This window comes from Candidatus Hydrogenedentota bacterium, assembly GCA_019637335.1.
Taxonomy (GTDB): domain Bacteria; phylum Hydrogenedentota; class Hydrogenedentia; order Hydrogenedentales; family JAEUWI01; genus JAEUWI01.
The window spans coordinates 300,008-325,245 of sequence record JAHBVV010000002.1 but is presented as its reverse complement, the minus strand read 5'-3'; the positions used below and the strand labels follow the sequence as shown (position 1 = coordinate 325,245).

The following is a 25,238-nucleotide window of genomic DNA, read 5'->3' as shown; positions in this document are numbered from 1 at the left end:
GCGCCGAAAAGGAGTATTCCCCATGAATTACCCGGTATGGGATGTCCCCGTGATTGGCAGCGGGTGGGTGATCGGCGGCATCGCCATCTTCCACGTGCTGATCTCGCACTTCGCGATCGGCGGCGGCTTCTACCTGCCCATGGCCGAGCGCAAGGCCCTCCGCGAGGGGCGGGACGACTGGATGGAGGCCATACACCGCCACGCGAAGTTCTTCCTCGTGCTCACCGCCGTATTCGGCGCGGTCAGCGGCGTCGGGATCTGGTTCGCCATCGGCCTGGCCAACCCCGAGGGCACGAGCACGCTGATCCACAACTTCGTGTTCGGCTGGGCGATCGAGTGGACCTTCTTCATCGTCGAGATAACCGCCGCAATGGTTTATTACTACACGTGGGGCCGCGTGAGCGACAAAATCCATCTCCGCGTGGGCTGGGTCTACGCGGGGACCGCCTGGATGAGCCTGTTCGTCATCAACGGTATTCTGACCTTCATGCTCACCCCGGGCAATGCGTGGCTCGGCGTCGCGGGCACGGGCGCCGAGTCGTCCGTGTTCTGGCAGGCCTTCTTCAACCCGACCTACTGGCCCAGCCTGGCGCTGCGGACGCTGATCTGCATTTCGCTTGCGGGCGTGTGGGCGCTGGTGACCGCCAGCCGGATCGACGCCGAAACGCAGCCCGCGCTCAAGGAGGAAATCATCCGCTGGTCGGTGAAGTGGCTCCTGCCGTCCTTCCTGCTGCTGCCCGTGTGCTTCGCCTGGCTGCTCTTCACGCTTCCGGACGGCCGCATGGAACTCCTCCGGATCGGCATCAACACCATCGGCTCCGGCGCCTTCACCCAGGTCACCCGCGCGGCGCTGGTCACCGTGATGACCTCCGCCACCATCGCCGTCGTCGTGTACTTCCTGGCGTGGCGCAACCCGAAGGACTTCACCTTCGGCCACGCCATCGCCGTATTGCTGCTCGCGCTCGCGGCCACGGCCTCAACCGAACAGGCGCGCGAAATGATCCGGAAGCCCTACGTGGTCGTCGACCACATGTACTCCAATGGCATCCGGCGCTCGGAGGTGGAGGGCTTCAACCAGAACGGCTACCTGGCGAAATCCATCTGGATAACGCCCGAAGAGCGCGCGCGCTGGTCGTCCGATCCGGCGGTGCGTCCCGCCGCCGACACCGCCCCGGCCGGCGATGTGCTGGAGCGCGGTAAGCTCATGTTTCAGGGCCAGTGCCTGGCGTGCCACACCGCCACCGGTTACCGGAGCATGGCGAAGTTTCTGGAGATCCGCGACCGCGCCGCCATCGAGAACATCCTCGAAATGCTCCACCGCAGCGAGGAGGATTCCCCCTACCGCGCCTACATGCCCCCGCTCGTCGGCACGGACGAGGAAATCGCCGCGCTCGCCGAGTACCTCACGGTCCTGGCCCACGGCCAGAAGGAGGAAGAGGCCACCAAAGTCGCCGCGCAGGAATAGTCCTGGCTGCTTCCCGACACACTCGACTCCTGCCTGTGAGGCTGCCGATTTACTGGACTCACCCTGCACTATGGAAGGAGTGAGCAGATCCGTCATCCCCGCGAACGCGGGGATCCAGCAACGCGATCGCGCAAACCTTCGGATTCCACTGGATTCCCGCTTTCGCGGGATGTCGATTTGCTTAGCTCACCCTACACTATGGAAGGAATGAGTAGATCCGTCATCCCCGCGAACGCGGGGATCCAGCAACGCGATCGCGCAAACCTCCGAATTCCACTGGATTCCCGCCTTCGGGGATGTCGATTTGCTTAGCTCACCCTACACTATGGAAGGAATGAGTAGATCCGTCATCCCCGCGAACGCGGGGATCCAGCAACGCGATCGCACAAACCTCCGAATTCCACTGGATTCCCGCGTTCGCGGGAATGACGCTGTGGCCCCTCGTTACCACGGTCCTCCGTGGTAATGCATTGCGTGCCGCTTCCGCGGCGCTACGTGCCGCGGTAAGGTCCGACGAGAAGACGTTGGTACTGCCTCCGGCTGGCGCGGGTGCGTCACCCACCTCAGTGGTGATGCGTCTCGTAGTGGTGCGGCCGCACCTTCGTGATGCCGCCGCGATCGCGCATGCCGAAGATGCCCTGGATATTCGCGCGGAGCGCGTCGGCGTTGTCGGAGGCGAACTCCGCGGCGTCCATCGTGATGGTCCCGGCCTTGACCATCTGGATGAGGTGCATATTGAAGGTCTGCATGCCCTCCTCGGCGCCGTCCGCGATGACCTGCGGGATGCGCCCGATCTCGTCGTCGCGGATCAGCGATACGATGCCCGGGTTCGCAAACATGATCTCCACCGCGGGCAAGCGGCCCGTGCCGCTGGCGTTGGGCAGCAGCCGCTGCGAAACCACCGCCTTCAACTGCAGGGCGAGCTGCGACCGGATCTGCGCGTGCTGGCTCGCGGGAAACAGGTCGAGGATTCGGTCGATCGTCATCATGACGTTGGTCGTGTGCAGCGTGCTGAACACCAGGTGCCCCGTCTCCGCCGCGCCCAGGCACGTGTAGAACGTCTCCACATCGCGCATCTCGCCGATCAGGATCACGTTCGGGTCCTCGCGCATGATCGCGCGCAACCCGGTCCGGAAGTCTTTCGTGTCGATGCCCACTTCGCGCTGGCTCACGCTGCACTGCGCGTCCTGGTGCACGTATTCAATCGGATCTTCCAGCGTCACGATGTGGCCGTGCCGCGTGTGGTTGATGCGCCCGATAATCGCCGCCAGGGTGGTCGATTTGCCGCTGCTCGTCGTCCCCGTGACCAGCACCAGCCCGCGCGGGAGCTGCGCGATCTTCTCCATCGCCTTTTCGGGGAGGTTCAGCGACTTGAAGTCAGGAATATCCGTGCGCACATGCCGCAGGATCATGGCCATCGCGCCGCGCTGCCGGTACACGTTCGCCCGGAAACGTCCCTGCCCCGGAAAGGCCACCGCAAAGTCCGCGTCCCCCTCCGCCAGGTAATCCTTCAGACGCTCCTCGTCCATGATTTCGCGAAGAAAGCCCAGGAAGGTCGCCTCGTCAACGGCATCCGCCTCCACAAACCGGAGCACGCTGTCGATGCGCACCGCCGGCGGGCGGCCCACCTTCAGGTGGATGTCGGAAGCCCGGTTCTTCAGGGCGTAGCCCACGATCTTCCGCAGGGCGAGTTCGGCGCCGGGCGCTTGCAGGGTCGAGTTCATGGCGGGGCCCTCCTGGGTTATTCCGTGACGGGGAATTCGTCTCGAATGGCGGGCTGGGCGAGGGCCGTCCAGTCACATTCTCTGGCTGTATTGTACCACGGGCGCGGAAAAGCGGCGAATATTTTTCGAAGGTTTTGCGGGACCACGGCGCCGAGGCGCTCCCCCCGGGCGCGCATGACGCGCCGGAGGCGGCGGAAATATGAGCGAGATTATCCTCTACACTTCCGAAAGTGGCCAGAGCCGGATCCGGCTACGCGGATGGCGCATTGAGCCGGGAGGCAACTACCGAGGAATCCTCGGTAGTTCAAACCGAAGGCGCGCGGCAGGTGCGGCGGCCGCTCACCCTGTACAACCTCGACGTCATTCTGGCGGGGCTACCGGGTCCGCTCGCCGCGCGGGGCGCAGTTTCGGCGCCGGGCCTGCACGGTGCTCTCGGCGTACCTGCTCCGACAATTTACAACACAGCATCACCACAATGGCCTCACACAAACCAGATTACGGCATACCCAAACCAGGAAGCGTCAAAGGCTGGGAGCGCAGGTCGAAGACGCGCCGTGGTGGGCGTCCCCGCCTGCCAGGCGGCGAAGCCGCCGTCCATTTTGGTTAGGCAACGCGTCATGATCGGCTGCTCAGCGATGATTCGCGGGGGGCGGGTGAGCAGGGCAAAGGCCGGTTTCTGGCCCTGGTCGATCAGGGTGGCGGGTCTTGCGCGGCGGCGTCGGGCAGCACAATCTCTATCTCTTCGCCCGCCATGACCCGCATGCGCCAGTTTCCCGGATTCGAGCCGTAGGGGCGGAGCTGGTATTCGCCTTCGGCGAGGTTCTCGACGATGAAGCGACCGGCATCGTCGGTGATGGCGGTGCTGAACGGCCGGAACCCTTCTTCCTCCACCCAGCCTTCCACGTCAATCATGTAGTTCGGGAGCAATTCCCCCTGGCTGTTGCGAACGACGCCCGTCAGCGCGAGGCCATCGCGGGTGAGGTGGAGCGTAATCCCGGTCAGCGTCTGCCCGGGGTTCAACGCGTAGGGGCCGTCCGAATGGCTGTAATCCACGAGGCCGCTTCGTCGCGCGCCATACAGGAATTCGTACTCGCCGGCCGGGGCTTCGGTGAAGAGGAAACGCCCATCCGCGCCCGTCGTGGCCGCGAGGCGGGCGCCGCTGCCGGTTTGACCGCCGGTAATGGCGGCGCGTACGTGCGCGCGAACCGGCTGCCCGTCCGCGTCCAGCACCTGTCCCGCAAGCGTGCCGGTGGGCTGTTCTTCCAGGGTCAACACGATTTCCGATTGCTGACGCGCCGCGGGCGACAACGGGCCGAGCACATCGCTCGCAAAGCCGCGCCACTGCGCGCGCAGGGTGAGCGGTTTTTCCGGGACGTCGTACAACGCGAAGCGGCCATCCGGACCGGAGACCGTTTCGACAGCCCAGGAGACGGCGCCAGGCGGCGCGCCAACGCCCGCCGGGACCGACGCGGAGACGGTCGCCCCCGGCGCGGGGAGTCCGCCGGTAAACTCGACCCGGCCCTCGAGCGGGGTGCGCGCCCGCAGGGGAAAGAATATGCCGCCCTTCTGTTCGCCCGGCTCCAGCGCGAGTTCGCGCGTTTCCACGATGGCGTGCTCGTGGGTCTGGCCGCCATAGCGCGGGGGCACATTCTTGATACCGACCGTGTACGGGCCGGCGGGCAGGCTGGCCGCCTCGAAATCTCCACCGGACCCGGTCACCGGCGCGGCAACGGTGCGGCCGGTGTCGCCAAGGTAGGTCACCAGGACCTGAACCCCGGAAATCCCGGCCCCGGTCTGTTCGTCGAACACGCGCCCGCCGATTCGACCGCCCGGCTCCACCAGGATTTCGATGCGCGCCGTTTCGCCGTCCACAATGGCGACGCTTGCACCGGGATTCGAGAGCGCCCGCGCGGGATCGTTCGCGTGGAGCGTGTAGGTTCCGGCGGCGATCGTGTCGATCCGCACGACGCCCGCCCGGTCCGCCACACCGGCGTAGGCGGGCAGGCCGGAATTTACTGCGGGGCGCAAACCGAGGGGGAAGGCGCCGGCGGGCGCGCCGGAATCGCGATCCAGCACCGTCGCCAGAAGCTGGCCGCCCCGGGTAAAGCGCAATACGGCCTCCGCGCCGGGTTCCGTATGCTCGATCACCACGGGCGGATAGCCCTCGGCCTCGCCGCGCAGCCGGACCGGCAGCGGTACGGCCCGCGAAAACGCGAATCGCCCCGAGCCATCCGATACCGCGCTCTCGGCGGTTTCTCCCCGGAGCAGCCCGTCCACCCGGACATCCGGCAGCCCGCGACCCGCGGCGTCCACCGTCCGGCCCGCGACGCGCGCGGCGAGGCCAAGCACCAGGTCGAGGTGGACGGCGGCGTTGCGCCGGAAATCGAATCGGGCCTCGGCGGCGTGGCTGTCGAGGACGCACCAGGCGATAAAGGGCCCCGGATCGGCAAAGCGATGGACGGCCTCGCCATTCATATCCGCTTCCAGCACGGGGACGGCGTCCGCTCCGGAGTCCGCGCTGTCCGCCAACGCGCGCAGCACATGGATCGCGGCGCCCTCCGCGGGCCCGCCATCCGGCATCAACGCGCGGACGCGGAGCAGGTACGGGGGCGTCATATCCGGATCCGGGGGAACCGGTGGCGCTTCCTCGCTGGGCGCGCCATCCGGCGTGGCGTCGGGGGTCATCTCCGGCGTGGCGGAGGCGGTTGGGGGGATGTCCGTATCGCCGGGCGCGGGTTCGGAAGTCGGAAACTGGAGCGAGAGCGCCAGGATCGCGGCGATTGCCGCCAACAGCCCCACGAACAGGACCAGATTCTTGTTGCGCGAACGCACGAAAGGACACCCCTTGATTACTCCGCGTATCGATTCGGGAAGCTTCGATCCCACCGGCGCGGTTGTTTCAGGTCAATTGGCCCTACGCTGCCCCTTCAATATTTTCGATTCCTGGAGTTTACGCAGGTCGCCATCGTTCCACTCCCAGAACAGGGGGCCGCCCGATTGCCGCATCTGCTGCAGCTCACAGCCCTCCGGCATCCCCAGGTCGGCGATGGTGTGCTCGGGCTGATCGGATTCGTCCCGGAAGTTGGAGAAGGTGATGCGGGTTGTAGCCGTCGGCGTGCGATTCTCCCGGGTGTACGCGATCTGTTCATACGTGGCGGGTACGGGAATGGCGCCGGCGCGATGCTCCAGCGGGGTGTACGTTACGCGGTACTCGGCGCGGTTGCCCGGGCCGGAATTCAGGGAGGTTTCCCGCATCAGGCCGGTTTCCGGATCCAGCAGCATAATCATGTCCGGACTGGAGTCCTCTTCGTCCTTTGGTGTCCGCGTGGCGCGCAGGAGGCCGTCGTCCTGGATTTCCGCACGCCAGGTCGAGTATTCCGGGGCCAGGCCAATCAACTCGCCAATCGGAACCGAGGTTCCGAAGCAGCGTGTTCTCAGATCAGCGTCGGACCAATACATGGCCAGCCTCCGCATATAGTCCTGCTCGGGGTTCCGCCAGTTTTCGGCGCGATACCAGTGCGCCACCGGCGCCGAGGCGTCGAGCCAGGCGACGGTGTGGTCCGGCGCCAGCAGGAAGCGCCGGATCTGGGGGACATTGCGGACCGATATTCCGGGGGGAAGCGCGACGCCGTTTTCTCGCCGCTCCTGCGCTTCGACCCGATCTGAAGCGGTCACGGTAATAAGGCGCGTGTCGCCGCGCACCGAAATCTGGATTTCCACCTTCCGCATCAATGGTTCCTGGAGTTCGGGCTCATGAGCGAGGGTCTCGATGGCGGCGCGGTAGCTGAGGCGGTCGTACACCGCCCGCGTATCCGCCTGCCGAGTGGTGAGCGCGTCGAAGGGGGAGGCCGAACCGAGCGGTTTGGCGCCGGTCGTTGACACGGCGGACGCAATCAGCAGTGAAAAAGCAGTCAACATGCCCCGGGTCTCCATGGATGCGTATTCAGATGGCAAAAAGGTGAGACGGGTCGCACGAGGCGGATGGCGGCGCGGTGACACGCGGAAGCACGGCCTGCCGGTTTGCCTGGGAAGATGGCGAATGCTGTAGATGCATGATTATCACCCTCACGTATGATAATAATGTTGGCCTGACAGCAGGGTAGCCGGTATATGATGTTTTTGTCAAGGGGGTGCGAAAATACCGGCGTGGGGAGGGGGTGACCGTGAACGCCGAAAAGGACTATCGCTGATTGAGTCGTGTATACTCCCAGGCTTGAGCCTGGATCACCGGTCTGCCGTGATCCCGGCGGAGGGTGCGGCGGGCGGCTCCCGGGAACGGGAAGATATCGGTAATTCGAAGCCTATTTCTCGGTGATTCGGTCGATACGGTCATGTGTGATTCCAACGTCGGCCTGATGCCGCTCATAACCAGCCTGGAGGCGGCGGAAATATGAGCGAGATTATCCTCTACACGTCCGAAGATGGCCAGAGCCGGATCCAGCTACGCGCCGACAGGCAGACGGTGTGGCTCACCCAACGGGCGATGGCCGAACTGTTCAACGTCAGTACGGACAACATCGGCCTACACCTCAAGAACATCTACGCGGATGGCGAATTAAGCCGGGAGGCAACTACCGAGGAATCCTCGGAAGTTCAAACCGAAGGCGCGCGGCAGGTACGGCGGCCGCTCACCCTCTGCAACCTCGACGCCATGCTGGCGGTGGGCTATCGCGTGCGCTCGCCGCGCGGGGCGCAGTTCCGGCGCCGGGCCAGCACGGTGCTCACGGCGTACCTTCTCAAAGGCTTCGCGATGGACGTCGAACGCCTGAAATACCGGATGGCCGCCTGAGTATTGTTGTTGCGAATACTAATAATTGTGCCGGGCGTAGATTTCGGTTGACAAATGGTGGTAGGCTGGTAATCATGAATACGTTAGGACGGGGTAACCATGAATCGATTGCAACTGGCGACTATATTATCCTGGGCGGGTGAGTCCGGGGTGCAGGGGCGCAAGCGCTTGCAGAAAGTGATCTATTTCCTGCAGCAGGCGGGTTGCAACCTCAATTGCGCCTACACGCTCCATCACTTTGGGCCCTATTCACGCGATGTCGCGGATGCCTGTGACGAGATGGTTGCCGCCCGCCTGATCGATGAAACCACCAGTTCTCAGGATTGGGGCATACAGTATAGCTATAAACTCGCCCCCGGGACCCAGGCGTTACTTGATCGGGCCGCCGATCAGTCCATGGACCCCTATAGGACACTCGCCACCACCTTGATCTCACAAGATCTCTGGCAGTTAGAGCTCGGCTCAACTATCCACTTTTTCTACGGACAGACAGGGGATTGGGAGCGCGCTCTCGAAGAAGCGTGCGCTTTCAAGAAAGTGTCCGCCAGTGACGACCGTAGTCAAAAAGCGCTGGCGCTGGCCCGGCGGGTGCTGGAATACACGGGGAACTAGCGATGGAGGGGCAGCATGGCGGACAAGCTTTTTCGCGACCCGCTGTATAACTACATCGCGATTGATCGAAAGACGGACGGTTGGTTAATCGATCTCATCAACTGCCCCGAAGTCCAGCGGCTCAGGCGCGTTCATCAACTGGGGGTAAGCAACTTCACCTATCCGGGCGCGGATCACACGCGGTTCGCCCACAGCCTGGGCGTCACCCATTTGATGCAATTGGTGCATAAACGCCTGGCGCGTGAAAGCGCCGCGGAGAAAATCCAAAGGGCGCGCCAGGCCCTGCTCGCCACCGCCCTGTTGCACGATGTCGGCCACGGCCCGTTCTCTCATCTCTTCGAGCCCTGTCTTGGCGTTAACCATGAGCAGTGGTCCATCGCCATCATCCTCGACGGAAATTCCAAGGTCAACCAGGTCTTAAGACGCGAAGATCCGCACCTTCCAGACCATGTCGCCGCACTGATTGATTCCAAAGATACGAGGCATCCCGCGTGGCAGCGCGCCTTGATGTCGAGTCAGCTCGACGTCGATCGAATGGATTACTTGCGCCGGGACAGCCTGTTTACAGGCGCGGGATACGGACATTTCGACTGGCACCGGCTGCTGAACACCGTGCAATTTCACGACGATGAAACCGATTTGATCTGGCCAGAGAAAGCGGCACTGGCGATTGAAGAGTATATTTTCGCCCGCTACTATATGTATCAGAATGTCTATCTGCACAAGACGACCCGCGGCATTGAGCAGTTGTTGCAGGCAATGTGGAATCGGGCCAACCAACTCCGGCTCGACGGGACCAACATCGACGCAAATCCACCGCTTGAGCGCTTCTGGAAAACTGAGAAACCCGAGCCGGGTACGCTCGCCATTGACGATTACCTCGGCATAGAGGAGTTCACGGTACTGGAGCAGATTCAGCGATGGAAAGGGCACTCCGATAAGTCCCTGGCCGATTGTGCGCGGCGCTTTCTTGACCGTGACGGCTTCGCGATGGTTAAACCGCCCCCGCCACCGAATAAGCTTAAGGTCGATGATTTTGGTGACTGGGAACCCGAATTGCACAAACTCCTGCTTGGGAAAGGTTTTGAAGAACCGGCGATGTACTGTCTGGCGGACCGCGTGACGGGCAAGTATCGCCAGCCTTATCGGGAGGAAAAAGAGGTGAAAGACCAGTCGGCGGTCAATACCATCCGACTGATTGTTGACGGCGAGCCAGTGGCTATCGGTAAACATCTCCCCCGGCTTGGCGCGGTTATCAACCCACCCGAGGATCGCATCTTCTATTACGTCCCCAAAGAAATCCGCGAGGATGCTGTCAAATTGAGCAAACGCTTGAACGAGTCCGCCAATCATTCATCCACGTGAAACTGGATTACGAACGGCGCCAATCAAAATCAAACGGGCAAGGACCTGTGTGCGATTGAACCGCGCTTTGACGAGGCGCGCGCGAAGACCCACAACAGCTTCCTGAAGGAGCTTGGCCTGCCGCCGCTATGACGCGGACCGCCCGCGTGGGCGCTACAGCCCCTCCTCGATCTGGCGGCGCTCCAGGGCGAGCATGCGGTCGCGGTATTCGGCGGCCTTTTCGAAGTCCATCTTGGAGGCGGCTTCCTTCATGGCCTTTTCGAGCTTCTTGATGGTCTTGTTGATGTCCTCGGTGGCCACGTAGAGGTCGGGCTCTTCGGCGGCGCGCGGCAGGTCGCGCGTTTCGCGCTGGTAGAGGGCGCCGACGATGTCGGGGATGGCCTTGCGGATGGATTCGGGGGTGATGCCGTGTTTCTTGTTGTGGGCCTGCTGCTTCGCGCGGCGGCGGTCCATCTCGTCCATGGCGCGCCTCATGGACCCGGTGATCTGGTCGGCGTACATGATGACCTTGCCGCCCAGGTTGCGCGCGGCGCGGCCGCAGGTCTGGATGAGGCTGGTATCGGAGCGGAGGAAGCCCTCCTTGTCGGCGTCGAGGACGGCGACGAGCGAGACTTCGGGGATATCGAGGCCTTCGCGGAGGAGGTTGATGCCGACGAGTACGTCGTAGCCGCCCTGGCGGAGTTCGCGGACGAGCTCGATGCGCTCCAGGGTCTCCACGTCGCTGTGCATGTAGCGCACGCGCACGTTGAGCTCGGAGAAGTAGGTGGTGAGGTCCTCGGCCATGCGCTTGGTGAGGGTGGTGACGAGGACGCGTTCGCCGCGCTCGGCGCGCGCGCGCACCTCCTCCAGGAGATCGTCCACCTGGCCCGCGGCGGGGCGCACCTCGACAGCGGGGTCCACGAGGCCGGTCGGCCGCACAACCTGCTCCACGATCACGCCGCCCGCCTGTTCCAGCTCGTATTTCGCCGGCGTCGCGCTGACGAAGATGGTCTGGCCCATGCGGTCCTCGAATTCCTCGAAGGTGAGCGGGCGGTTGTCGCGCGCGCAGGGCAGGCGGAAGCCGTACTCGATGAGCTTGTCCTTACGGGAGCGGTCCCCCTTGAACATGGCCCCCACCTGCGGGACGGAGATGTGGCTCTCGTCGATGATGAGCAGGTAGTCATCGGGGAAGTAGTTCATGAGGGTGTAGGGCGGCTCGCCCGGCAGGCGCCCGTCCAGGTGGCGCGAGTAGTTCTCGATTCCGGAGCAGAAGCCGATCTCGCGGAGCATTTCCAGGTCGTAGCGGGTGCGCTGTTCGAGCCGCTGCGCGTAGAGGATTTCGTTGGCGGCGTTCAGTTCGCCCAGGCGCTCCTCGAGCTCCACCTCGATGCTCTCGATGGCGCTCTCCAGGGCGCTGCGCGTGGTGGCGTAGTGCGTGGAAGGGTAGATGGCCGTGCGCCGGAGCTTGCGGAGCACCGTGCCGCGCAGCGGATCGATCTCGACGAGGTTCTCGATTTCGTCCCCGAAAAACTCGACCCGGACCGCGCGATCGGCCTCGTAGGCCGGGAAGATATCCACGGTATCGCCGCGGACGCGGAACGTGCCGCGGTGGAAGTCCACGTCATTGCGCGAATACTGCATTTCGACGAGGCCGGCGAGGAGCTCGTCGCGATCCTTCATTTGGCCGGGTTCGAGCTCCACGCGCAGCGCGCCGTAGACCTCCGGGGAGCCGATGCCGTAGATGCACGAGACGCTCGCCACGATGATGCAGTCGCGCCGGGTCAGCAGGGCGCGCGTGGCGGCGTGGCGCATCTTGTCGATCTCGTCGTTGATCGACGCGTCCTTCTCGATGAAGGTGTCGCTCGCGGGAACGTAGGCCTCGGGCTGGTAATAGTCGTAGTAGCTGACGAAATACTCCACCGCGTTGTCGGGGAAGAGCGCCTTGAACTCGCCGTAGAGCTGGGCCGCGAGGATCTTGTTGTGCGCCAGGACAAGCGCGGGCCGCTGGGTCCGCTCGATGACGTTGGCGACCGTGAAGGTTTTCCCGGAGCCGGTGACGCCAAGCAGGACCTGGTGCGCGAGGCCCTCTTCCAGCCCGCGGACGAGCGCGTCGATGGCGGCGGGCTGGTCGCCGGCGGGGGCGAACTCCGTCGCGAGCGTGAAACGATCCATATCAGCCCGCCAGCGCGATCCGGGGTTGGGCGCCCTCGCCCTCCGGTTCGACGGTGACCTCCTGCACCCCGTTAACGGTGTTCAGCGCGCGCACGATCCGGTTGATGGTGCTCTTTCCGGAGGTGTGCACGGTAAAGCGGAAATCGCCTGCGCCGCCCTCCTCCACATGGTAGTCCGCCCGCTCGATATCAATATTCAGGGGGCGCAGGGCGTTCATCAGGTCCGAGAGCACGTTGGGGCGCTGGCCCACGGACACGCGGATGGTCGTTTCGTAGAGGCCTTCGCCTTCCCACGAGGCCTCCACAATGCGCGTCGCGTCGCGGCTCGATTTCGCGAAGCTCTTGCAATCGGCCCGGTGGACGGTAATGCCCGTGTTCTTCGTAATGTAGCCGATCAGGGCGTGGCCCGGCATGGGGTTGCAGCACTTGGCGAACTGGACCGTGAGGCCCTTGTCCCCCTCGATGCGGACCAGGTTCTGCCGCGTTTCGTCGTCCACCTCGCGCACGGCGGCGGGTTTCGGCCGGGGCCGCGGCGGGGGCGCGGTCGCGGGCTGATCGTTCGCGTGCGGGTGGTGCATGGGGTCGTCCATGGGCGCGAGCATGCCGAGCTCGCGGAGGCGCTGGCGGATGCGCGTGCGCGCGCGGCCCGTGACGACAATATCCACCCAGTCGAGGTGGGGAGTCTGGCTTTTCGAGGTCAACACTTCCACGACATCGCCGGTTTGCAGGTGGTAGCGCAGCGGCACCATGCGCCCGTTCACCCGCGCGCCGATGCACTGGTGGCCCACGTCGGAGTGGATCATATAGGCGTAGTCGAGGGGGGTGGCGCCCGGCGGCAATTCCTTCACCTCGCCCTTGGGGGTGAAAACGTAGGTGTGGCTGGGCCCGAAGTCGCGGCGCATGCTGTCCATGAGCTCTTCGGGGGCATGCGCATCCTTGAGCCACGAGTACATCTGCCGGAGCCACGTGAGCTGGTGGTCGAGCTTGCTGTCGCGGTGTTTTTCGCCTTCCTTGTAGATCCAGTGCGCGGCGATGCCCTCGCGCGCCATCTTGTCCATGTCCTCGGACCGGATCTGGACCTCCAGGGGCCGGGCGCTGTCGCTCATGACCGTCGTATGTATCGCCTGATACATATTGAGCTTGGGCATGGCGATATAGTCCTTCATACGGCCGGGGATGGGGGTCCAGAGGCTGTGGACGACGCCGAGCGCGTTGTAGCACCCGGCCTCGGTCTGCGTGATGATGCGCACGGCCTGGATATCCATCACCTCGTGGAAGTCCTTCCCCTGCTGCACCATCTTCTGGTAGATGCTGTACAGGTGCTTCGGGCGGCCGATGACGTGGGCCACGACCTCGGCCTCCTTGAGACGGGCTTCCAGGATCTTAATGACTTCGATCAATTCGGATTCGCGCTGCCGCCGCTTCATGGCCACCTGCTGCGCGATGGCCCGGTACTCGTCCGGCATGAGGTGGTGGAACGCGTGGTCTTCGAGCTCCCACTTCCACTGCGAAATACCCAGCCGGTGCGCCATGGGGGCGTAAATATCGAGCGTTTCCCGGGCGATGCGCCAACGCTTCTCCGCGGGCAGGTGCTCGAGGGTGCGGATATTGTGCAGGCGGTCCGCCAGCTTGATGAGAATGACCCGCACGTCCTTCGCGGTCGCCACCATCATCTTGCGGATGTTCTGGGCCTGCTTGATTTCGTGGGTGGCCGCCCGGTCCAGGAAATGGAGGCTGCTGATCTTGGTGACGCCATCCACGAGGGTGGCGATCTCCTCGCCGAACTCCCGGTGGAGGTCCTCGCGGGTGAGGGCGGTGTCCTCGATGACGTCGTGCAGCAGGCCGGCGGCGCAGACGACCGGATCAAGCCCGATGGCCGCCAGATTCTGGGCCACGGACAGGGTATGCATGATGTAGGGCTCGCCGGAGAGCCGTTTCTGGCCGACGTGGGCCTCGTCCGCGATGCGGTAGGCGTGGCGCACCACCTCCAGGTTCGCTTCGGAGAAGTTTTTCCGGAGTTGCTTCTTCAGTTTGATGAACTGGCTGCGCATGGCGGCTCCGTGGGGGGCTTGCGGCATCTATATCTGCCTCATTCTACCACCGGGTCCGGCCCGGCGCCAGTACGCCGGGACCCCGCGCGACCCCTCCAAAGCGTGGATTTCCACGCAGGTTTGGCCGATCCGGGCGTGTTTCGTTCCGCGCGACGCCGTTTGCACCGAATTGCGGCGTGGATCCCGGCGGCGCGAGTGACAGTTTTTCGGCGGCAAGCCGGCGTGGAAAAGATAGATTTTGACAGCCTTTTCTGCTACACTCTACCCTAATGCACCGTACGTTCGGCGATTGCAACCGGCGGCGGTGACCCGCGATGGAAGGTTCGAAGTCCTCTCCTCTTGCCGTATTTCCTGGTCTTCTGTAACGGAACCTTTGCCTCGGCGGTATCTATGGGTGGGAGTCCCGAACATACGGCGCCCGGTCCTCGGGCGTGACAGTATTCGCGCCACGGGCGCACGTAATCTAGAGGTATCGAAAGGAGTTGTATGGATAAGCGATCAATATTGATAACCGGCGGAACCGGAATCCTGGGTAGCTGGGTTCTCGGCCGCGCGCTCGAGCGTGGATTTGCCCCGGTAGTATTGATGCGTGATGCCACCCTGGAGCAGGCGCGCCAGCGGCTGGAGGCGGTGTTGGCGTTGCCGGGCTATGCCGGGCGTCTGGACGAAGTCCGAATCCTGCTGGGCGATACCTGTGCGCCGGATCTGGGGCTCAGCGATGCGCAGCGCGAAGCGCTTCGCGGCGAGTTGGACATGGTCATCCACTGCGCCGCCAGCATCAGTTTTAACCCGAAGAAGGACTTTGAGTTGCAGGCCGCGAATGTGGACGGGCTGCGCCATATGATCAACCTCCTCGACGGCACGGACGTGCCGCTCTATCACGTGAGCACGGCGTATGTGGCCGGGATGCACACGGGCCGGGCGCTCGAGAACGAATTGCTGGACACGGTGTGCAAAAACACCTACGAGCGGACGAAGCGCGAGGCGGAGTGCCTGTTTGGCGAGGCGCTCGCCAGCGGCCGCGTTCGCGGCGCGATCTTCCGCCCCTCGGTTATCGTCGGAGCGCTTGACGGCGGCCTCATCAGCCAGTTCCACAATTTTTACAGCATCCTGCGCATGGTGGATGTGGTCGAGCGCGGCCAGCTTCCCGTGGGCGAGAGTTTGCGGCTTCAGGGCAACCCCGAATCGACGCTGAATCTGATTCCCGTGGATTGGGTCGCCGATGCGCTGTGGCGGATCGTCGAGCGGGAAGGGGCCTCGGGACAGACCTACCATCTGACGAACCCCAACCCGTGCAAACTGCGCGAACTCAACGACTGGGCCACGCGGACGCTGAATCCCTCGGGCTGCCAGATGGGCTTCCAGCCGCGCCTGGACGGCGAAATCACGCGCGCGGAGCAGGTGGCGAACGCGTCGCTTTCGCTCTACCGCTACTACCTTCAGGACGAACCGGTCTTTGATCGCGCCAACACGGATCGCGCGCTCGCCGGATCGCTCCCCTGCCCGCATCTGGATGGCGACTTCTTCGACATGCTGCTGGCCTACGCCCGGCAGCAGGAGTGGGTGGGCGCGTTCGGCTGCAAGCTTCGCGGCCTGCTGCTGGACGAAGATCCCCGCGGATCCCAGATCGCGGTGGACCGGCTCCAGAAGGATCTGGCCGAGGACCTGGCGGTCGCGGGCCAGCCGGCCTGATCGGACTGCTTTTCGGCGCGCGTGGTTTGACTTGCCCCTTCCGCGCGTGCTATAGTCTGCATCCTTCGCTGGCTTGGACACGTTGAGCAATCCCCGCCTCCATCCAGCAACCACCGTTTCCACAACGGGCCCATCGTCTAGCCAGGTCTAGGACACCGCCCTTTCACGGCGGCGACACGGGTTCAAATCCCGTTGGGCCTGCCATTTTTTGGCTCCCGCCCGGCGCGCACACCGCGCCGGGCGGTTTTTTTGCTTTTCCGGGGCAGCTACTCCGCGGTCGCGCCGGCGGCCCAGGCCTCGTGCAGCGCGAGCAGGCGCTGGAAGACGTCCGGATCGGACTCAACCCGATTTTCCCGCTCGCCGGGGTCTTCGCGCAGGTTAACGAGGACATGGGGCGGGAGCGATTCGCCCGCGGGCAAGGTGGGGTCGCGCGGCTGGCCGATGAGCTTCCAGTCGCCCTGGCGCACGGCCCACTGCGGCTGCTCCGCCCCGCCCACGTACCAGTGCAGGGCCTCGTGCGGGGAGGGGGCCGCCGGATCATTCAGCAGCGCCGCCAGGCTCTTTCCATCCAGGTCGCGATCGGCGGTGGAGATGCCGCAGAGTGCCGCCAGCGTGGGAAACCAGTCGCAGCCATGCGCCATCTGGTCGCGGACGCCGCCCGCTTCCAGTTTGCCCGGCCACCGGATGATCGCGGGCACGCGGATGCCGCCCTCGAAGAGGCTGAACTTGGCGCCGCGGTAGGGGCCGGCGCTTCCGCCGCCGAAGTGTGCGCGCTCCTCCACCGAATGCCCGTGGTCCGACTGAAACACGACGATGGTGTCTTCCGCCAGCCCCAGCGCATCGAGGGCGTCCAGGAGGCTTCCGACGCGTTCATCCAGGGTGCTCAGGAACGCCGCGTAGAGATCGCGGGGGTAGGGTGTTCCCGCGCCGCGGTAGTGTTCCAGCCATTCCGGCTCGCCCTGGTAGGGGTAGTGCGGCGCGTTCATCGCGAAGTAGATAAAGAACGGCGCGTCGCGGTGGTCCCGCATGAAGCCCGCGGCCTCCTCCACCATGCGGTCCGGGAAGAACTGGCCGTTCTCGAAGATTTCCTCGCCGTTCCGGTACAGGTCATGCTGGTTCGGGCCCGCCCAGTAGAAGAAGTGGGAGTAGTTGTCGATACAGCCGCCCATGTGGCCGTAGGAGTAGTCGAAGCCCTGCTCGTTCGGCATGGTCTCCGGCGTGTGGCCCAGGTGCCATTTGCCGATGTGCGCCGTGCGGTAGCCCGCGTCCCGGAAGAGCTCCGCGAGCGTGTACTGCTCGGGGGGCATGCCGCCTTCGTGGCCGCGACGGGAGGGCACATTCCCCGGCACGCCCGCGCGGACGGGGTAGCGGCCGGTGAGCAGGCCCGCGCGCGACGGCGAACACACGGGCGCGGGCGCGTAGAACTGGGTGAAGCGGACGCCCTCCCGCGCGATGCGGTCGATGCCCGGGGTTTTCAGGTCGACCGCGCCATAGGCTCCCGCGTCCACCGTTCCCTGGTCGTCGGTGTAGATGATGATGACGTTTGGCGGCGCATCCCGGGCGGCGGCGCGATGCGAGATCAGGGCGATCAGGGCAACGAGCGCGATGGCGCCCAGGTTCAGATGTTTGTACATGCGTTCTCCTCCGTGTGGCCCGCCCGGGGCGGCGGAAATCGCCGCGCCCGGGTTGCTGCCTGCGTCTTCGATAGCACAGGGCGGCCCCGGGCCGCAAACCCGAGCGGAGGGCGCGTCGAACGACCACGGGATGCAGGTGGATCGGTGGCGGCGGGGTCCGTATACTGGCCTTCCAGCAACGCAACAGCGAAAAAGGGAGCCTCCGTGTTCATGCAGTACCGTCCTGTCACCGCTTTCGGCAATGTGTTCTTTCGGGGTCTGGCCCGGTTGGCGATCGTGTTTTTGGCGGTCACTACCACGAAACCGTCGACCGCCGAGGATGTGCTGGCGACGCCGGTGGACGAGGATTCGGTGACCACGGTGTCCCTGGGCGCGGGGGGGCTGGTGCTTCCGGATTTTGAGGGCGCGAAGGATCACAGCGTGTTTCCCGTGCCGATCATTGAAGTCCGGAACTTTCACGGGTTCAATCTGTCGCTGCGGGGGCTTTCGTACCGGCTCTATCGCTGGGAGAACGGCGCGGAAAGTGAGTTCAAGAAAGTCCAGTTGCGTATCGAGCCGGCGCTGAACCCCTCGGCGTCGCGGGAGGAGGACAACGACTTCCTCTTCTTCACGCGCGGGGACAGCCGCTATCTGCGCGGGCTGGGCGATGTGAATACCGGGCTGGACGCCGGCGTGGATACCTACCTGCGCACCGGGCCGGTACAGACGCGGCTTTCGCTGCGCCAGGAGATCGCGGGCGGGCACGACGGCTTCACGGCGCAATTGGGCCTGGGCACCCGCATCCCGTTTTCCGAGCGAACGCGCCTGGGCATCGAAGCGTCCACCACGTGGGCGAACGACACGTACATGGACGCGTTCTTCAGCATCGACCGGCGCCAGGCGTTCCGCAGCATATACAGCCGCTACGACGCGGACGCCGGATTCAAGGACGCGGGCATCGGTATCCGCTTCGACCACGAGTTCACCGACCGGGTGGCCTTGCTGGCGGCGCTTCGATACGCGCGGCTCATCGGCGACGCGGCGGACAGCCCGATCGTGGAGGGGCCCGGCGGATCCGAAGACCAATTCACCGCGCTGTTCGGAATCACGTATTCGTGGCGCTTCGGGGACTGACCGGACGGCGTCTGTCCGCGCGCAAAATACATTCGGGGCCAGAAGGGGGACGATCGCCTTCTGGCCCCGTTCTTATCGATTACTTCAGGCGGTGGATGACCGCGCCGCTGCACAGCTTGGGGAAGAAATAGGTCGATTTTTGCGGCATGGGCTCCTTCGCGTCGGCGCAGGCGCAGATCTGTTCCGCCGGCGTGGGCTGGAGGATGAACGAGAGGTTTCCGCCCTCGTGCGCCGCCTTCATGGCGCCCGCCGCGCTTTTCTCGTAGGTGAACACCGTGCCTTCGGGAATGCCGAGCACGCGTTCGATAATGCCGCGGTGCAGCAGCGCCACGTCCAGGTCGCGCCAGGACGGCCCGCGGTCATCCCCCAGGAATTCGACGCGGTCACCGGTGAATTCCAGCAGATAATCGCCCTTGCCCGGGATCGCCACGCCCAGTGTCCCGAGGTCGGCGGCGGCCTTCACGGCGGCGGGCAGCTCGCTCGCCACCGGCGTGATCCGGAACCAGGCGCCCAGATCGCGCAGGAAGGCGTCCGCGTCGAAGCCTTCCGGCGGCGCCACCACGCGGTGGGGCGGATAGATCTTGAGCCCGGGGTCGTCGAACGCGACAAAGCCCATCAGCGCGAAGTTCGCCGGGTGATCGGGCGGCAGCGCGCCCTTCTCGCGCAGCGCGTCGCGGTAGGCGCAGGCGGTCTGGAAGCGGTGGTGCCCATCGGCGATGTAGATGGTTTGCTCCTTGAAGAAATCGCGCACGAGCGTATCGTCATCGGCGCGCCAGAACTCCTGCTTGACTCCGTCGATGGTGTGGGCGACCGCTTCGGGCGGCTGCTTCTCCATCTGGTTCAAAAGGGGCGCCAAGACGCCCGCCGGGTCGGCGTAGAGCCCGAAAACGGCCCCGAGATTCGCTTCGGTCGCTTCGGTGAGGCGCAGGCGATCCTCCACCGGCTTGGCGAAGGTGCGCTCGTGCCCGAGCACGTAGTTCTCATCGGCTTCCGGCAGGCGGATGATGGCGAAGAAGGCCTTGCGCACCTGCGGGGCGCCGTCGAGATCGGTGAAGTGCTGCCGGAGCAGGTAGACGCCGGGGGCATCGTCCTGTTTCAGGACGCCCTGGGCGATCCACGCCTCCAGCGTCGCGGCGGCGTCCTCATACTTTTCGCGGCCATCTCGCGCTTCCGGGAGAATAAGGTGAACCAGGCTGTATGGGCTGCGATCGGCCAGCCCAGCGCGTTCTTCCGGCGTGATTACGTCGTAGGGCGGCGTGATGGCGTCATCCAGATTGGGCACGGCGGCCTGCTGGTAGCGGAGCCCGCGGAATCCCTTGACTTCGAGCATATTGACAGTGTCCTTTCGATCGCTTAGGGTGGGGGGGCGCCAGCCGTGGTGCGGCGCATTGAACAGAAGGGTTATTCTATAAGCTGGCCGTGTTGGTTGCAAAGTGAGCCGGGCGGATGGGTGTAGTTTGGATAGTACCGATGCGTTACAAGCGCTATGGAGCGGGCCTTCAGCCCTTCCACACTATCGGATCGGTTTTCCTGGGCCGATGGCCCAGGCTGGAATAAAACAGGCCTTCGGCCCTGACTGCGTTTTCTTCGGCGCCGAAGGTGCGGATCATATCAGCCTGGGCTGCAGGCCCAGGTAAAATGGCAAGGATTTCCGCCAGGGCTGAAAGCCCGTATCATAGTGGGTTTTCGGCGAACTGCAATAATCGAGACTTTCCTGACTTCGCCATAGTCTGGACGCGGTACAGTCAGACATTCACCCGGGCGGATAGTGACACATTTGGTGGATACGTACATGAAATCGCTGGCGCTTGTTCCAATTCTGATCATACAGGCCATTTTCCTTGCTGGATGCCCCGCCCCGGAGATCCCGGGGAGCGGGCTGCCCAACACGGGCAATCCCGAATCCGACGCCGGGCCGGCGCTGCGCCTGGCGCTTGTCGCTCAGGGCCTGGACCGGCCCCTGTTCGCGGCGGCGGCCCCGGGCCAGCCGGACCGCGTCTATATCGTCGAGCAGGGCGGGCGGATCCGGATCGCCGAGGGCGGCGGCGTACGCGCGGAACACTTCCTGGATATCGCCCCGCTGCTCGGAAGCACGCTCGGCGAGCGCGGCCTGCTGGGGCTGGCCTTCCACCCCGCCTATGAGGCGAACGGGCGCTTCTACGTCTACTACACCAACACCGAGGGCGCGGCGGTGCTGGCGCTCTATTGCCGCTTCGCGGACGACGAATACCGGGCGGATCCCGCGACCGCGTCGGTGTTGTTGACGATTCCGCAGCCGTTCAACAACCACAACGGCGGCATGCTGGCCTTCGGGCCGGATGGTTACCTGTACGTCGCGTCCGGGGACGGCGGCAGCGGCAACGACCCGCAGAACAACGGCCAGTCCCTCGGTACACTGCTGGGCAAGATCCTGCGGATCGATGTGGATGGCGCCGCGCCGTACGCCGTTCCGCCCGACAACCCCTTTGTGGGCGTTGCGGGCGCCCTGCCGGAGATCTGGGCCTACGGCCTGCGCAATCCGTGGCGCATGAGTTTCGACCGGGAGACGGGCGACCTGTGGATCGCGGATGTGGGGCAGAACGCGCTGGAGGAGATCAATTTTCAGCCGGCAGAAAGTGCGGGCGGGGAAAACTATGGCTGGCGGAATCGGGAGGGGAGCATTTGCCGGCCCGGTGAGACGCAATGCGCGCTGCCCGGGGCCGTCGATCCCATCTATGAATACTCGCGGGAGGGAAGCCAGTCCATCACGGGGGGCTACGTGTATCGTGGCGCGGGCATCCCGGGCCTGGCCGGTACGTATTTCTTCGCGGACTTCATCAGCGGCGAGGTGTTCAGCCTGGTGCGCGACGGGGATTCGGTGGCGGTGGCCAACGAGACGGCGGCGCTGAACAGCGGCGCGATTACCATCACCCGGCTGGCTTCGTTCGGGGAGGATTCGGAGGGGGAATTGCTGCTCGTGGACTACGGCGCGGGCGCGGTCTATCAGTTGACAGTTGACAGTTGACAGTTGACAGTTGACAGTATAGGTGTTGTTATATTTAAGGGGTGTGTTTGAGCGGGATCGCGGGTGTTGTCTTGTGGCGTCAGGGGTTGGCGAGGGCTTCGAGGAACTTCCGGATACGGCGCTCGTTTGCGCCCAGGTCGCCCTTGCCTTCGCGGGACTTGGATCGCATGTCGATGATCGCGCCGCCTTCGCCGTTGGGCCGGATGCGCAGTGCGATATCGTCCTTCCAGCGGAACAGGCGGGTGCTTGCGGTGGCTTCAAAGCGCAGGCCCTCCAGACTTTCGTCCGTGATTTCCCACGAGAATCCCCGCGCCGTGGCGAGGCTTCGCGCGCGGCGGTAGACGGTTTCGGGGGGCTGATTGACGCGGAGCGGCGCGAGTTCGGGGTAGTGCTCGCGGATGATGGGCGCATTTTCCGGAGGGAAGGCCAGGTCGCGACCCGCGTTTTCCGGCAACGCCGCGGCGGCGGAAAGAGCGGGCGGATCGTCCAGGTCGGTGGCGATGTCGTTAATCGCGGGATGGCGCAGGCCCCCGAGGACAGCCGCCGCCACCGCGACGGCGGGGAGACAGCCGAGCATGCCGATCATGGCGGCAAAATAGGCCTGATGCTGCACGGCCACGGCGGCGCCGGCGATCATGGCCGCAACGCCGAGTAGGCCGCTGACCAGGAAGATTCCGGCGCCCGCGAGCGGCGGCAGGAGGCCGAACCAGGCGCCGAGCGGACCGCCAATCAAGGTGGCGAGCGCGGCGAACGCGAGCAAAAGGACCAGTTTGGTTGTCACGATGCGGGCTCCTCGGGACGCGGGTAAAAAATGGGTATCACTTTGGCCGAACGAAATACCGTGGCCAAACTAGAGCAACTTGTTGAATTTAAGGCTACGTGCAACTATGGAGCGCCGGCGGCCCGCCGGCAGATTGCGCCGACGGCGCACCATGCACACCGGCTCCATTATCAAAAACACATACTGTTCCGCACTTCAGACCGCTGAAATGTTAAAAAAATGGCAGCCGCCCAATACTCGGAGCGGCTGCCAGGCAGTTTGATCAATGGGCGAAGTTACTCGGCGATACCCAGCAGCTCGACTTCAAAAAGGAGCACGGAGTTCGGCGGGATGCTCGGGTTGCCTTGCGGTCCGTAGGCCAAATCGCTGGGGATGGCGAGTTCCCACTTCGAGCCGACCTTCATCATCATGAGCGCCTCGGTCCAGCCCCGGATAACCTGGGTCACGCCGAAGGTCACCGGCTCCTCCAGGGAGCTGTCGAACTCCTCGCCGTTAATGAAGGTTCCCTTGTAGTATACGGACACCCGGTCCGTGCTCTGGGGCATGGGGCCGTCGCCATCCTTGATTACGCGGTATTGCAGGCCGCTGTCGGTGGTCTTGACGCCTTCCTTTTGGGCATTCTCGGCCAGGAATGCGTCGCCCTCGGCTTTGGAGGAGACGGCCATCGCCTGGGCCTTTTCCTGCGCGGCGGCGCGGAGCTTGTTCTGCAGCGCGCGGAAGGCCTCGCGCATGGCTTCGTCATCCATAGCGCTTTCCTCGCCCTTGAGGGCGGCGGAGAAGCCGGCGACGAACGCTTCCACGTCCAGCTCGATGCCCGGCTCGGAAATGCTCTTGCCAATGATCATGCCCGCGGAGTAGCACTCTTTGGCCAGTTCGGAATCAAGATTGACGGCGGGCGCCTTCTCTTCCTGGGCCGCGGCCGCGAGGGGAAGGAGAAGGGCGGTTGCGACGAGAAGCATAGAGGTCCGGCGGAAGGGGGAATTCATGGGATCATCATCCTTGTGTGGTTGTAATGTGGGGGGGTACATCTCTTCGGCCGGGGCGGATGGCCCGGCCTGTGCGCCAGCCGATAGCGTATCGCCGGAACCGGCTGAAAAGCAAATCGCCCCGCGTCAGTCTTTGGCGGGCAGGACGCACCGGAAACCGACGGTGGGCAATTGGGACTCGGGGAAGAGCCCGCGCCGGACGTAGTTGATGAGCTCGTCGACGGGCGAATTGAAGCACCCCCCGCGCACCACGCGCCGGGGCGCGTCGAGAATGATATCCGGCTCCTGGCGGATCTGCTTATAGGGGATGAAGGGGTCGAGCATCCACTCCATGACGTTGCCCGCCATGTCGTAGACATTGTCCGGCGTGCGCCCGTCCTCGTGCATGGTCACAATAGACGGCATGCCGAGGTAATCGCCGAAATTGCACCGGGTCGTGTCCGGCGGCAGGTTCCCCCACGGATACTTCCGGTTGTCCTTGCCCCGCGCGGCGAACTCCCATTGCGCCTCGGTGGGGAGGCGCTTCCCGGCCCAATCGGCGTATTTCTGGGCGTCTTGCCAGGACACGCCGACCACCGGCTGGTCCGGGCCGTTGAAGTTCGGGTCGCGCCAGAGCTTGGGTTCCGGCGCCCCGGTGGCCTCGCGGTAGGCCTGGTATTCCTTCACCGTCACCGGGTAGGCGTCGATCCAGAAGGGCGCCACGTGGACCTCGGCCTCGGGCGCGGACTCGCGGATGGCGTCGTTCCCCATGAGGAAGTTGCCGCCCTCCATGTACACCATGTTTTCGGTGGAGACGTCGCCGCGGTCGGTCGCGACCACTTCGATCTGCTCGGTGAGGCGGCGGTAGGATTCATTGAAGGCCTGCTCCAGGGCGCGGCGGAATTCCCGGGCATTCTGCCAGCGGTGTTCCTTCTCCGGGTGGAGGGCGCGCTTGAGCACCTGCAGGAGCGACGGGGAGACGTCCTGGCGCACCTGCTCGACGGTGACGGGCTCGTCCATCGGCGTGCGGAGGGTGAGCAACTCGTGGAAGACAAGGCCGACCGCGTAGATGTCGGTCCGGGGGTCCACCTGGAATCCGCGGCGCTGCTCGGGGGCGGTGTAGGCCAGGGTGCCGATGACGTTGGTCGCCTGCTGCTCTTCCGTATCGCTCTTGAGGAATTCCTCCTGAACGGCCTTGGCCAGGCCGAAATCGAGCACCTTGATACGCTCGCCGGGCATGAGGATGAGGTTCTCCGGCTTGATGTCGCGGTGGATGACGGTGCGGTGCGCGTTTTCCAGCGCGCGGAGGATCTGGGTCAGGTAGGTGACGCTGAGGCGAACATCCACAAAGCGGCGTTCCTGGCGGTGCTTACGAAGGTAAGATCGCAGGGATTGCCCCTCCGCAAACTCCATGGAAAGGTAGAGAATGCCCTCGTTGGTCCAGCTCACGTCATGCACGGCGACGATGTTCTCGTGGCGCAGGCGCCGCGCGATCTGGGCCTCCTGGATGAACAGGCGCTTGCCCTTGGAGGTCTTCAAGAGCTTGGGATTCATGAATTTAAGCGCCACCGTCTCGTCCACGAGCGTGTCGTGCGAGCGATAGACCACACCCATGCCGCCGCGGCCGATGTATTCCTCAATCACGTAGCGATCGGCGATTTTATCGCCCAGTTCGAACTGGAGGTTCAGGTGGCGGCTGACATCGCCCGCGCTGGGAATGCGCAGCGGCTGGCCGCAGTTGAAACAAACCCCCTGCTTCCCCTGTACCGTAGGGGGCACCATAATGCGAAGGCTGCAATGCGCGCAGGTTACCGGTATCATGCGGACAACGCGATGGCCCGCGCGGCGGCCGGCATTACTTGACTGTACGGTTGCTCGATCATTAGGCTAGGC

General features: G+C 64.5%; 16 protein-coding genes, 1 tRNA gene and 1 pseudogene. 8 read left to right on the top strand and 10 right to left on the bottom strand.

What is annotated here, in order from left to right:
• The first annotated feature begins 22 nt into the window (after positions 1-22).
• A complete protein-coding gene (locus KF886_04800; GenBank protein MBX3176656.1) occupies positions 23-1,465 on the top strand; it encodes a cytochrome ubiquinol oxidase subunit I in 1,443 nt (480 codons plus the stop codon).
• Positions 1,466-2,028: 563 nt separating this feature from the next.
• On the opposite strand, the gene KF886_04795 is transcribed toward KF886_04800, so the two are convergent.
• The 3 genes from KF886_04795 to KF886_04785 form a co-directional block, all read right to left on the bottom strand.
• Positions 2,029-3,189, bottom strand: coding sequence for a PilT/PilU family type 4a pilus ATPase (locus tag KF886_04795; protein MBX3176655.1), 1,161 nt, complete (start codon positions 3,187-3,189; stop codon positions 2,029-2,031).
• A 690-nt stretch (positions 3,190-3,879) separates the two neighbouring features.
• On the bottom strand, positions 3,880-6,021 hold the full coding sequence (locus KF886_04790) for a hypothetical protein (protein ID MBX3176654.1): 2,142 nt from the start codon (positions 6,019-6,021) through the stop codon (positions 3,880-3,882).
• 72 nt (positions 6,022-6,093) lie between these two features.
• Positions 6,094-7,107 (bottom strand): hypothetical protein, encoded by a 1,014-nt coding sequence (locus KF886_04785; GenBank protein MBX3176653.1) that lies wholly within the window; start codon positions 7,105-7,107, stop codon positions 6,094-6,096.
• A 472-nt stretch (positions 7,108-7,579) separates the two neighbouring features.
• On the opposite strand from KF886_04785, the pseudogene KF886_04780 reads away from it, so the two are divergent.
• From KF886_04780 to KF886_04770, 3 genes and pseudogenes are all read left to right on the top strand, one after another.
• Positions 7,580-7,974: pseudogene (locus KF886_04780) on the top strand (virulence RhuM family protein).
• A 103-nt stretch (positions 7,975-8,077) separates the two neighbouring features.
• Positions 8,078-8,590, top strand: coding sequence for a hypothetical protein (locus KF886_04775; GenBank protein ID MBX3176652.1), 513 nt, complete (start codon positions 8,078-8,080; stop codon positions 8,588-8,590).
• 15 nt (positions 8,591-8,605) lie between these two features.
• Entirely contained in the window at positions 8,606-9,955 is a 1,350-nt protein-coding gene (locus KF886_04770; protein MBX3176651.1) for an HD domain-containing protein, read from the top strand.
• Positions 9,956-10,108: 153 nt separating this feature from the next.
• Here KF886_04770 and uvrB read toward each other — a convergent pair whose 3' ends face one another.
• Together uvrB and KF886_04760 are read right to left on the bottom strand one after the other, a co-directional pair.
• Positions 10,109-12,106, bottom strand: coding sequence for an excinuclease ABC subunit UvrB (gene uvrB, locus KF886_04765; GenBank protein MBX3176650.1), 1,998 nt, complete (start codon positions 12,104-12,106; stop codon positions 10,109-10,111).
• A gap of 1 nt (position 12,107) precedes the next feature.
• On the bottom strand, positions 12,108-14,183 hold the full coding sequence (locus KF886_04760; protein ID MBX3176649.1) for a bifunctional (p)ppGpp synthetase/guanosine-3',5'-bis(diphosphate) 3'-pyrophosphohydrolase: 2,076 nt from the start codon (positions 14,181-14,183) through the stop codon (positions 12,108-12,110).
• Positions 14,184-14,642: 459 nt separating this feature from the next.
• On the opposite strand from KF886_04760, the gene KF886_04755 reads away from it, so the two are divergent.
• Positions 14,643-15,848 carry an SDR family oxidoreductase gene (locus KF886_04755; protein MBX3176648.1) on the top strand — a complete coding sequence of 402 codons (1,206 nt, stop codon included), beginning with the start codon at positions 14,643-14,645 and terminating at the stop codon, positions 15,846-15,848.
• 126 nt (positions 15,849-15,974) lie between these two features.
• Positions 15,975-16,052: transfer RNA gene (locus KF886_04750), tRNA-Glu, on the top strand.
• Positions 16,053-16,114: 62 nt separating this feature from the next.
• On the opposite strand, the gene KF886_04745 is transcribed toward KF886_04750, so the two are convergent.
• Positions 16,115-17,482, bottom strand: coding sequence for a sulfatase-like hydrolase/transferase (locus KF886_04745; protein ID MBX3176647.1), 1,368 nt, complete (start codon positions 17,480-17,482; stop codon positions 16,115-16,117).
• A 210-nt stretch (positions 17,483-17,692) separates the two neighbouring features.
• Here KF886_04745 and KF886_04740 point away from each other — a divergent pair, with 210 nt between their 5' ends.
• Positions 17,693-18,595: a MipA/OmpV family protein gene (locus KF886_04740; GenBank protein MBX3176646.1), complete on the top strand. Its 903-nt coding sequence runs from the start codon at positions 17,693-17,695 to the stop codon at positions 18,593-18,595.
• A gap of 79 nt (positions 18,596-18,674) precedes the next feature.
• On the opposite strand, the gene KF886_04735 is transcribed toward KF886_04740, so the two are convergent.
• Positions 18,675-19,925, bottom strand: a complete 1,251-nt coding sequence (locus tag KF886_04735; protein MBX3176645.1) for a DUF1015 domain-containing protein — start codon at positions 19,923-19,925, stop codon at positions 18,675-18,677.
• Positions 19,926-20,387: 462 nt separating this feature from the next.
• Here KF886_04735 and KF886_04730 point away from each other — a divergent pair, with 462 nt between their 5' ends.
• Entirely contained in the window at positions 20,388-21,599 is a 1,212-nt protein-coding gene (locus KF886_04730; protein MBX3176644.1) for a PQQ-dependent sugar dehydrogenase, read from the top strand.
• 79 nt (positions 21,600-21,678) lie between these two features.
• Here the strand turns inward: KF886_04730 and KF886_04725 are convergent, their stop codons facing one another.
• From KF886_04725 to KF886_04715, 3 genes are all read right to left on the bottom strand, one after another.
• Positions 21,679-22,380: a DUF1499 domain-containing protein gene (locus KF886_04725; GenBank protein ID MBX3176643.1), complete on the bottom strand. Its 702-nt coding sequence runs from the start codon at positions 22,378-22,380 to the stop codon at positions 21,679-21,681.
• A 275-nt stretch (positions 22,381-22,655) separates the two neighbouring features.
• Positions 22,656-23,339 carry an FKBP-type peptidyl-prolyl cis-trans isomerase gene (locus KF886_04720; protein ID MBX3176642.1) on the bottom strand — a complete coding sequence of 228 codons (684 nt, stop codon included), beginning with the start codon at positions 23,337-23,339 and terminating at the stop codon, positions 22,656-22,658.
• Between the two features lie 153 nt (positions 23,340-23,492).
• A complete protein-coding gene (locus KF886_04715) occupies positions 23,493-25,127 on the bottom strand; it encodes an SUMF1/EgtB/PvdO family nonheme iron enzyme (GenBank protein ID MBX3176641.1) in 1,635 nt (544 codons plus the stop codon).
• Positions 25,128-25,238: the final 111 nt, after the last annotated feature.

What these genes read in the sequence shown, in the direction of transcription:
- KF886_04755 (MBX3176648.1), top strand. Translation starts at nt 14,643, where the DNA reads ATGGATAAGCGATCAATATTGATAACCGGCGGAACCGGAATCCTGGGT.
- KF886_04795 (MBX3176655.1), bottom strand. Translation starts at nt 3,189, where the DNA reads ATGAACTCGACCCTGCAAGCGCCCGGCGCCGAACTCGCCCTGCGGAAG.
- KF886_04785 (MBX3176653.1), bottom strand. Translation starts at nt 7,107, where the DNA reads ATGTTGACTGCTTTTTCACTGCTGATTGCGTCCGCCGTGTCAACGACC.
- uvrB (MBX3176650.1), bottom strand. Translation starts at nt 12,106, where the DNA reads ATGGATCGTTTCACGCTCGCGACGGAGTTCGCCCCCGCCGGCGACCAG.
- KF886_04735 (MBX3176645.1), bottom strand. Translation starts at nt 19,925, where the DNA reads ATGCTCGAAGTCAAGGGATTCCGCGGGCTCCGCTACCAGCAGGCCGCC.
- KF886_04775 (MBX3176652.1), top strand. Translation starts at nt 8,078, where the DNA reads ATGAATCGATTGCAACTGGCGACTATATTATCCTGGGCGGGTGAGTCC.
- KF886_04745 (MBX3176647.1), bottom strand. Translation starts at nt 17,482, where the DNA reads ATGTACAAACATCTGAACCTGGGCGCCATCGCGCTCGTTGCCCTGATC.
- KF886_04760 (MBX3176649.1), bottom strand. Translation starts at nt 14,183, where the DNA reads ATGCCGCAAGCCCCCCACGGAGCCGCCATGCGCAGCCAGTTCATCAAA.
- KF886_04740 (MBX3176646.1), top strand. Translation starts at nt 17,693, where the DNA reads ATGCAGTACCGTCCTGTCACCGCTTTCGGCAATGTGTTCTTTCGGGGT.
- KF886_04720 (MBX3176642.1), bottom strand. Translation starts at nt 23,339, where the DNA reads ATGCTTCTCGTCGCAACCGCCCTTCTCCTTCCCCTCGCGGCCGCGGCC.
- KF886_04770 (MBX3176651.1), top strand. Translation starts at nt 8,606, where the DNA reads ATGGCGGACAAGCTTTTTCGCGACCCGCTGTATAACTACATCGCGATT.
- KF886_04715 (MBX3176641.1), bottom strand. Translation starts at nt 25,127, where the DNA reads ATGGTGCCCCCTACGGTACAGGGGAAGCAGGGGGTTTGTTTCAACTGC.
- KF886_04730 (MBX3176644.1), top strand. Translation starts at nt 20,388, where the DNA reads ATGAAATCGCTGGCGCTTGTTCCAATTCTGATCATACAGGCCATTTTC.
- KF886_04800 (MBX3176656.1), top strand. Translation starts at nt 23, where the DNA reads ATGAATTACCCGGTATGGGATGTCCCCGTGATTGGCAGCGGGTGGGTG.